Annotated in this window: 11 protein-coding genes and 1 pseudogene; 2 read left to right on the top strand and 10 right to left on the bottom strand. The window is 49.4% G+C overall.

All coding sequences use genetic code 11. From position 1 onward, the window contains the following. Positions 1–90: 90 nt before the first annotated feature. Positions 91–1299 (top strand): hypothetical protein, encoded by a 1209-nt coding sequence (locus tag OKB81_RS17660; protein ID WP_270805348.1) that lies wholly within the window; start codon positions 91–93, stop codon positions 1297–1299. Positions 1300–1677: 378 nt separating this feature from the next. Here OKB81_RS17660 and OKB81_RS17655 read toward each other — a convergent pair whose 3' ends face one another. The 10 genes from OKB81_RS17655 to OKB81_RS17610 form a co-directional block, all read right to left on the bottom strand. Then, positions 1678–2154, bottom strand: a complete 477-nt coding sequence (locus tag OKB81_RS17655; RefSeq protein WP_161507946.1) for a Dps family protein — start codon at positions 2152–2154, stop codon at positions 1678–1680. Between the two features lie 126 nt (positions 2155–2280). After that, a complete protein-coding gene (locus OKB81_RS17650; protein ID WP_161507947.1) occupies positions 2281–2604 on the bottom strand; it encodes a rhodanese-like domain-containing protein in 324 nt (107 codons plus the stop codon). Between the two features lie 36 nt (positions 2605–2640). After that, positions 2641–3174 (bottom strand): disulfide bond formation protein DsbB, encoded by a 534-nt coding sequence (gene dsbB, locus OKB81_RS17645; RefSeq protein WP_161507948.1) that lies wholly within the window; start codon positions 3172–3174, stop codon positions 2641–2643. 15 nt (positions 3175–3189) lie between these two features. After that, complete coding sequence (locus OKB81_RS17640; protein WP_161507949.1) at positions 3190–4050, bottom strand: MBL fold metallo-hydrolase; 861 nt, start codon at positions 4048–4050, stop codon at positions 3190–3192. Further along, complete coding sequence (locus OKB81_RS17635) at positions 4040–4477, bottom strand: PaaI family thioesterase (RefSeq protein ID WP_161507950.1); 438 nt, start codon at positions 4475–4477, stop codon at positions 4040–4042. The genes OKB81_RS17640 and OKB81_RS17635 overlap by 11 nt, the downstream gene beginning before the upstream one ends. A 49-nt stretch (positions 4478–4526) precedes the next feature. Beyond that, a complete protein-coding gene (locus OKB81_RS17630) occupies positions 4527–4868 on the bottom strand; it encodes a carboxymuconolactone decarboxylase family protein (RefSeq protein WP_161507951.1) in 342 nt (113 codons plus the stop codon). 29 nt (positions 4869–4897) lie between these two features. Continuing rightward, the gene (locus tag OKB81_RS17625; RefSeq protein ID WP_161507952.1) at positions 4898–6607 is read right to left on the bottom strand and encodes an FAD-dependent oxidoreductase; all 1710 of its coding nucleotides are present in this window, start codon (positions 6605–6607) and stop codon (positions 4898–4900) included. A gap of 35 nt (positions 6608–6642) precedes the next feature. Next, on the bottom strand, positions 6643–7626 hold the full coding sequence (locus tag OKB81_RS17620; protein WP_161507953.1) for an SLAC1 anion channel family protein: 984 nt from the start codon (positions 7624–7626) through the stop codon (positions 6643–6645). A gap of 382 nt (positions 7627–8008) precedes the next feature. After that, entirely contained in the window at positions 8009–8542 is a 534-nt protein-coding gene (locus OKB81_RS17615) for a NifB/NifX family molybdenum-iron cluster-binding protein (protein ID WP_161507954.1), read from the bottom strand. Beyond that, positions 8517–8837, bottom strand: coding sequence for a DUF134 domain-containing protein (locus OKB81_RS17610; protein ID WP_161507955.1), 321 nt, complete (start codon positions 8835–8837; stop codon positions 8517–8519). The genes OKB81_RS17615 and OKB81_RS17610 overlap by 26 nt, the downstream gene beginning before the upstream one ends. Positions 8838–9060: 223 nt before the next feature. Here OKB81_RS17610 and OKB81_RS17605 point away from each other — a divergent pair. Further along, positions 9061–9279, top strand: a pseudogene (locus tag OKB81_RS17605) (4Fe-4S cluster-binding domain-containing protein); the annotation flags it as partial. Positions 9280–9352 lie beyond the last annotated feature (73 nt).

Below are 9352 nucleotides of genomic sequence, written 5' to 3'. Positions count from 1 at the left end.
CACAGGTGGTTTTTGACGAACTTCTGAAAGCAGCCTGATTTTTAATCGGGAATTGCACTTCGAAGTTGAATTCGCGAAGCCCAACGGCGCGTGGCGGAGATCACCGTCAAGATTGTTAGTGAAGAGGCTAAGCGACTGGGGAGCAGCAAACAGCTGAACACGCCCGAAGTGCTGCAAAGCGTCACGCGCAAGGTGCAGCAGGTGATGAAGGAGATATTCCCCCCCGTCTCCACCTCTGAGGTACAGCCTGAGCTTACTGGTATGAACTTGCCTGAGCCGGTTGCTCCGGTTGAGATAGACGAAAAGAGTATCGGTGTGCTGGTCGGACAGATCACGGAAAAACTGGCGGAATACACCATCGATATTCCGCAGATTGTGATTCTGCCGACGCGCGAGGTGAACTACGGATTTAGCGAGTTTGACCTCGGTGGACTGAGCAGTATTGCCATGCGACCGGGTAGCCAGGAAATGTTGCTGCGCAACTTGAAAGACAACAGCACCAGCACCATCAGTTGGGCGCGTGGTGGCATGACCGAGGCGCGGTTGGAGGACTACCTGGTTCATCATCTCTTCGATCATGACGAAATTGATTATGACGAGCATGCTGCAACCCTATACCGTCTTGCTGGGCAGATGGTTGCTCATCTGAAAACCTATCTAACAGATGAAGAAGCCGAAGTTTTGCTCAAAACCCAAGGCCGCCAGCTGGCTGATTTCATCTGGGCGCAGATGAAACAGCATATGTGGACGACACCAACCGATTATGTCGGCAGTGTCACCAAAGGCTTTGATGTCTTGCGTCCGGCCACCTTCAACTACGCCCACGATGAACAACCACGAGATTTCCGGGCGCCTGTTCCGGCGGGAGAGAAGAGCCGGGTGCGGCAGATGCTGTTCACTGGTTTTCGTAAATGCTGCTATCCGTACCAGAAGTTCGATTCAGTGGATGGTGAGTGGCGCTTGGCGCAGATCCTCGAAGGGGATGCCAGCGTGCTCAAGTGGATGAAGCCTGCACCTGGTCAGTTCCGGATCGAGTATGCCAATGGCCAGAACTATGAACCGGACTTCGTGGTGGAGACCCAAGACGCCTTCCTGCTGATCGAGCCCAAAAAAGCAATGGACGTCGCTTCAGTTGAAGTGCAAGCCAAGGCAAGAGCCGCTGTACGTTGGTGTAAATACGCCAACGAACACGCTATCGAGCATTCAGGTAAACCGTGGCGCTACGTGCTTATCCCTCACGACGATATTGACCTAAGCCGCAGTATTGACGGCCTGGTGAGTGAGCATGAGGTGTCTTAAGTTTTGACCCTGTTGATTGTATAGCGGGCAACTTTACTTCATGATTGTCAATCAAAGATTTTAATGAGACCCTTGATTGACGGGGATGAGGGGGCTGATCAACAAATAGCGCCTTAAATGGCGAAGAAACGGTCTAAATAGGCTGATTCAAGGCATTTACGGGAGAAAAAATCGGCTCAAACATGAAGAAATGAAATGACTGAGTCAGCCGAGAAGAATTTCCCCGCTTATTCGCACCTTCCCTAACTACACGGCACTGTTTAGATGATGTTAACCCCCTAGCCTTGATGGGGCTAGGGGGTTCCGTTCGTGGTTACTCATTAGTTTATCTTGCGTATGGAATGTAGTGGTCTAATCATATCTGACATCACTAAGCAATTACTCAAGTAGGCTACGTAGCATCCAAGCCGTCTTCTCGTGTAATTGGATACGTTGTGTCAACAAGTCAGCGGTCGCTTCATCATTTGCGGCCTCAACCAGAGGAAATAAGGACCGAGCTGTTTTAACAACGGCCTCCTGGCCCATAACAAGGTTGGCAATCATCACCATGGCAGCAGGAACATCATGATCTTCTTTGATTACTGTCATGCGAGAAAATTCATGATAGGTTCCAGGAGCAAAACAACCCAATGAACGAATACGCTCAGCAATGAGATCTACCGCCAACGCTAGCTCGTTGTATTGATTTTCAAACATTAGGTGCAAACTATTAAACATTGGTCCTGTTACATTCCAATGGTAGTAGTGTGTCTTAATATACAAGGTATAACTGTCTGCCAATAGCCGAGACAATCCTTCGGCAATCTCCAATCTGGCAGACTCAGAAATGCCAATGTCAATTATTTGCTTGCTCATCATGACTCTCCTTCTATTAAAATTCACACACGTTAGGTACAACATGTGTCACGCTTGATACTTATACGAAAAAAGCAAATTCAAGTAATTAGTTTCCGCTGATAAAAATGTCTGTCGATATGTCGGTTATGACTTTTTCGACTTCCATTTAATTTTTGCATCAGATATTGAGCCTAGGTTTATAACATTCTCATACCCATTATGGATTAGAGCCTGTCGCGCAGACTCAGCCCGACGTCCGGAGCGGCAATACAGGCGGATCGGCTCTTGCTTGGCGATGCCCAGTTTGGATACTTGCGGCACTATCTGCTGGAACTCGATATTTGTTGCACCAGCAACATGATCTGCTGAAAATTCCTCGGCCGTTCGCACATCAATTAACCACTCCTTGGCCTGCACGCTCAGGCTCGCCAGCAAGGCAGCACCTAGTAACAGGGTTCGCATCAACATTCGTTGCTCCTTATTCATCGGTAGATTCGTACAGCTTTATTCACCACAGGTACCAAAACGCCCTTTCTGCGCCAGGTTGGCAATAAAGATCACCAGCCAGATCACCAGATAGAGGGCAAAAATCGGCACCAACCACTGGGGCAACTCCCACCCCAACAATGACCACTGCCGTTCTGCACAATCGGCATAGGCGGCAAAAAACCACGGTGCCCAAGTGTCCAGTGGTAACCAACTGGGGAAATCCGGCAACACGCTGCAGGTGTTGAAGGGGGACGGGTTCAGCAGGTAATCCACGTGCTTTAGAGCTAGCTGTAACCCACGAATGGCACTGTAGCCCCAGATCAGGATCCCCAACCAACGAAACAGCGCCCGTTTCGGATCGATCAGCGCGACCAGCGCCGCCGCCATCAGACCCATGGTGGCGATGCGCTCATACACACACATGACACAGGGAAACAATCCCAATCCGTGTTGGAACAACATGGCGCAGAGTTCCAAAAATAACGCTGAAACCAACAGTAACACCCAGGACCATCGTTGCTGCGTGATCCCTTGCAAATAAGCAATCATGATGACACCTCTTCCTTAAGTGACAATTCGCTGCGCCTCGATGACATATCGGGCTCCAACCTGCAGTGATTGAACATCAACCTCTGGCAATTCACGTTGAATGCGCTCGATGACACTATCACCGGTGCAGTGACCAAGACGCAGAAAATCCAGCTGGCATCGTTTGAGAAAACTCATCGTATGGGCCAGACGAGACTCATCGGCATGCAACAGGTGCAAACCGCCGATAAGACCCGCCACCTTGAGTATTCCCGTTACCTGACGCAGGTGGGTGATGGTATTGATGAGTCCGGAATGACAACACCCCAATACGATCACCAGCCCTTTTGGGGTGTTGAACCACAGCGCCTGATCATCAGGCAGTTCATCGGACTCAAAACCCTCGGCATCGAGAAAAAATGGGCCACCCACATCTTCCAGGGGATCTAGGCGCGGAATTTCGCCACTGGTGCCCCAATAGGGCGTCAGCAGTTGTGGATCTAGATTCCAAAGCCGCATAGTTGTCGGCAGTTGCCATATCTGGCGGACAACGTCCGTCGGCATACCGATGCGTCGCACCGGCTTGCCCGGGTGGCGGCTGTAACGCGGCAAGATGACGCTGGGATGCGCCATCACAGGACAGGTCACTCCTTGTTGCCAGAGCTCTCTCAACCCACCCGTGTGGTCATAGTGACCATGGCTGAGGACCACCATCTGGCACTCGTCTAGCGGGATCTGCAGTTGCGCAGCGTTTTGCGCCAGCGTTTGCCCGGATCCTGTGTCGAACAGGAGTTGCAACTCAGGAGCATCCATCCAGAAAGCCAGACCGTGCTCGGCCTGCAACTCGCCCTGAGCATGATTGTCACAAAGGACGGTGAGTTCTACGTTAATTGCCATGAGCCAGGCTCCCTGGTGATGGGGCAATAAACTTGGCAGAAGCCCGTGCCACCTTTTGCTGCCCGGCCATCAACCAAGCCTCGAGCTGATAAATGCCGCGGCGCTGGCCAAGCATTTTTGCGCAGACCATCAGCGTCTGCCCCAAGCGAATCGGTTCCATGAACCGTACCGTCAACTCGGCAGTCAGTGCCTGAATTCCTTGCGAAAAGAGACAATGAGTCATGGCCGCATCCAGCAACGTTGATGTCATACCCCCATGCAACAAGCCTGTATACCCTTGGTGTTTGGGACTGACCACAAAGGGAGCACTCACAGTGCCGTCAAATTGCGGGGAGAAAACTAATCCCAAAGAGTCTGAATTATGCTCACGCAAACCACAGACCATGCAGTGAGCGTGACTCCGTTGAGCATGTTGATAACTGTTCATCCGTTCCTACTTAGCGGCAGACAAAGTGTCTGCCGCTTCCTGCCACCAATTAATTGGCCAACTCTTCCACCGCCGCCAGTGCCTGAGTGCCATAGATCACCGCAGGGCCACCTCCCATCAATACAGCCACATCGATGGTTTCGACCAGCTCTTGCTTGCTGGCCCCAGCTTTCAGTGCCGCCGCAACATGGGCCCCGATACATCCATCACAGCGGGCCGCTATTGAGATTGCAGTTGCAATCAGCTCCTTGTGTTTGACGCTCAGTTCACCCTCACGCATTGCGGCCTTGTGCAGAGCCAGAAATGCATTCATGGTATCCGGGCTCGCCTTGCGATAAGCCGAGCCGAACTGGCGCTGTTCCTGATTAATTTCTGTGTAATTTTTTGCCATAAAACACCCCAACTTTATGTTGTTACTACTCAAAGCGTATCGGTAACCATCTGGTAGGTCTTATAACCTCCGGTCAGATTGCGAGCCTGAAAACCATTTTGTACCAACATGCGATAGGCTACATGTCCCCGCAGCCCCACCTGACAAGCCACCAGAATTTCTTTATCGACAGGCAGCGTATATAAGCGATCCCGCAACTCATCGAGTGGAATGTTCAACGCATTCGGAAAGGAGCCTGACGCTTCTAACTCTGGCGGATTTCGAACATCCAGAACCACTTGATCGGAGGCTCCCAGTAATAGCTCTTCGGTGTGACATATCGCCTCATCACCATTCATCACATTACTGGCAACCATACCGGCTTGGTTCACCACATCGCGCGCCGAACCAAACGGTGGCGCATACGTCAATTCCAGATCAGCCAACTGCTGAACGGTCATACGGGCTCGTTGCGCAACGGCTAAAACATCAATTCGTTTGTCGATACCATCCAAACCAGCGGCCTGAGCTCCCAGGATCTGACCATCCGTAGGATCAAACAGTAATTTCAAGGTTACCGGGTGAGCACCGGGGTAGTAACTGGCGTGGCTAGCGGTATGCACGTAAATCTTTTCATAGGTCATATTCAGCCGCTTGAGCGTTTTTTCGTTCAAGCCTGTACTGCCAATGGCCATATCAAACACTTTGCAGATCGCGGTGCCTTGTGTCCGGCGATAATGCTCGTGGCGACCAAGCATATTGTCAGCTGCAATACGCCCCTGCCGATTCGCAGGACCAGCTAAGGGAACCAACGCCGCTTCGCCGGTAATAAAGTTCTCCGTCTCGATAACATCGCCAACCGCGTAGATATCCGGATCTGATGTCTGCATGGCACTATTGACCTTGATGCCACCCAAATCCCCCAACGCCAGACCTGCTGTCGAGGCCAGTGTTGTTTCTGGTTTCACGCCGATCGCCAAAATGACCATGCCTGTTGGCAACATATCGCCTGAGCTGAGCATCAGATTAAGGTTGTGCGTATGTGTAGCTGGTTGATCATAAACCCCGGTTGACTCAGGCTCAGCCGGACAAAAATCAGCAACAGAAATAGCCGCCAAGCCTGTTTTGAGGCGAAGATCGATCCCCTTATCCCGCATGTGCTGATGCAGCATGGCTGCCATCTCTCGATCAACTGGAGCCATAACTTGGTCAGAAAGCTCTAATAACGTGACGGCAACACCGCGTCGATGCAGGGCCTCCACCATCTCCAACCCGATGAATCCGCCACCAACGACCGTGGCATGTTTTGGCTTCTCGGCGGCCAACATCACCAAGATCTTGTCCATGTCGGGGATATTACGCAGACTATAAACGTGACTATTCGCGATCCCTGGTATCGCAGGCTTCACGGGAGACGCGCCAGGACTCAATAACAACTTGTCATAAGACTCCTGATATATCTCTCCTGTTTGGATACGCTTGACGGTGACTATTTTTTTGATTGGGTCAATATGCGTAACTTCATTGAGAACGCGCACGTCAACGTTAAATCTTTTTTTGAAACTTTCTGGAGTCTGAAGTAGTAATGCTTCACGGCTATCTATTTCACCACTGATATGATACGGCAAACCACAGTTGGCAAAAGAGACAAACTCACCTCGCTCCAGAATGATAATTTCTGCATCTTCAGAAACTCGTCGAGCCCGAGCAGCAGCTGAAGCCCCTCCGGCTACACCACCAATAATTACAATCTTCGTCATATTAATTCCTTACTGTGCTATCAATTCACAATGTGTCATTCCGGTCGGCAAAATTCAGCAGCGAATATCGCTTTAACGGTTCGAGTTACCAGCCAGAGTAATAAGCCAGTCAGCATGCATAACAGTACGACTGATATGGTTTGAAAGAATAGGGATGAAGTTAAATGTGCCATCTTTATAGTGGCAACAGTTAAAGCGGCTACAGGGAATGAATAAGCCCAAGAAGAAATAAAAAATGGAACTTTGATGAATCTAAATATATTCATTGCAAGCAACAAACTCAGAAACAGTGCAATGTAATAAATGATCCGAGCAAAAGCATCTAGTTCCCCGACCATACTGGTATAGGAAATAAATCCTACAGATGGCGGTGCAAGAAGAATAAACAACATGGGTGTCATGCGAGCAGGTAATGGTTCATGAAAGAACAGCCGATACATGATGATCGTCAACAACACGAGCCAAAAAACGATTCCGATGCTAAAACAAAACCAGCTCAACTCGATATAGCCTAATTGGCTACCAGTAATAGGAACAATAATGTTACCCACCACTGGGATAAACCAGCTTGGATTCGCATGTGATAGTGTGTAGTGAGTGTGGTGGATCCAGCTGCTCATCACATATAAGGTGAAAGCAATTTGCAAGGCTGTCCCTACCATCCATAAATAAGTGGATACTATGGTTTCTTGCTGCCAAACAACAGAGAGTAGCAATAGGCTTATAGAAAAAGATGGGAAGAAGTTTATCCGCACTGGGTGGTGGATTTCTTCTAGTACTGCATGTGGGTAATGCCATATTTTTATAGCATAAAAAATTGACACAAAGATCATTGCTATGGATGTTGCGTAAGCGAATACGATCCAGATATCTGTACCAGATGAAAAAATCCCAGCGGCAGCTTTCCAAGCCAGAGTAAAACCAGATAGTCCCATAATCATTGAAAAAAATGACACAGGGAAATAAGCAATCCGGGGCAAAGCCGGTGCGGATTCAGGGCTGTCTATATTTAAGGTCATGTTGAAATCCACCATTTGGAATGATTTTATTCAATTCATTGCATTAGCATCATCTAATGCAGTGTATTACACCTCTGCTTCACCACCCCGATAATGATAGAGTTACAATGAGTATCTGGCTGGAGATTAAACTAATTTCCAGCCAGAACCATTGCCTACGTTTTATCGACTATGGCGTCGCTAAAAATTTAGCGTTGCTGTTTAACTGGCTCGGCTATCTGGTACAAATGTTCGTCACATCGCGTATGACAACCGCAAAGCCGCTCTTCGTCAGCTTCGGTGGACAATTCCTGTTTCCGCTTGCGAACTTGTCGGAGCCAGAACAGCGACGAGACGCCCATAAAGCTCAGCCAAGTGAACAATATCGGCAGCGCCCATTGACTCAGGATTGGCAGCATCGGCCACGACCCTGGCCGTGGCGACCACAATCTTGTCTACGCATCTGATTCCGTTGGCTAGGAGCCATTTCTTGGCGAGGGGAATTAGCAGTGTGACAGCAAGCGTCTGAATGCTCTCCCTCTGGATGGTGGCAACCACAACCACCAGATTTTGCCTTCGCTTCATGATTCAGCGATTGACGGCCTTGGCTAGCCTGATGCAATTGCAGTAAACCGCTGGCAATCGGATCAACCAGCTCATGGGCTGAACGACGACCACAGTTTGTCTGATACACGGCAAACTGCCGCGCCAACAATTTACCTAACATCTGCTCGCCGATATTGCGAACTACAATCCGATCGACCTGCTGCTCGGCCAACAGATCGACCATTTTCTGCTTCCCTGCACAACCTTCTGCTAAGGCCGGATTATCAACCCGGTTAATTTCAATGCCTCGCTCATCCAGGAACACCAGGCAATTTGCCTTGGTAAAATGGTTGGCGACCCGATCATCATTCATTGGAATGGCAGTGATCATTTTTTGAATCTCCTTCGTCCTCAAGGTGCATCATCAGCGCCTTGCCCTGTGTTAGACAGTCCACAACCTTGAATCGAGCTGCTTTCAGGACATTGGCCAGTGTCTGCCGTGAAACCCCCATCTCTATTGCCGCCTCTTGCTGCTGCATGCCGAGTAAATCGACCAGTCGCAAGGCTTCAAATTCGTCATCTTTCAAGCGCACCTGCTCCAATTGACTCATGGGCCGAGCATTCGGCTTGAAACAACTATCCGCTGGGCGGCCACAGATGTTACGTGGGATCTTGGGTCTAGCCATGGGGGCTCCTTGTTGGCATATGCTATATATACGCCTTGAATATGGCATATGCAATATTTGATTGCGAAAAGGTTTAAATCTGCCTAACCTGTCACACGAACGGTTACGTCAATCCATGTGATGAAAAATATCTATAAATTTCATGATGTTATTTTTTTCGTCGAAAGGTAGTCATGATGCGGCGATAGCATCAGACCTATCATAATGAAGTTTGAGGAGATTTATGCACTACCACCAGTACTACCCCATTGATGTGGTGAATGGACTTGGGACTCGTTGTTCGCTGTTTGTTTCCGGTTGCGAGCATCAGTGTAAAGGTTGTTACAACCAATCAACGTGGCGGTTGGACTCTGGTCATCTCTTTACCCAAGAAATGAGCGATCGAATCATTACTGATCTCAACGATACCAAAGTTCGAAGAAGAGGGCTCAGCCTCTCCGGGGCCTTGTTGCACAAATCGGGGAACTATCTAGCCAAGTGGTGATCTGATCTCCCGGATCAATCACCGAGCACAG

The organism is Aeromonas sp. QDB56, from assembly GCF_027705505.1.
GTDB classification, from domain to species: domain Bacteria; phylum Pseudomonadota; class Gammaproteobacteria; order Enterobacterales; family Aeromonadaceae; genus Aeromonas; species Aeromonas caviae.
The sequence above is the reverse complement of the archived record's forward strand: the minus strand, read 5'-3'. Positions and strand labels throughout refer to the sequence as shown.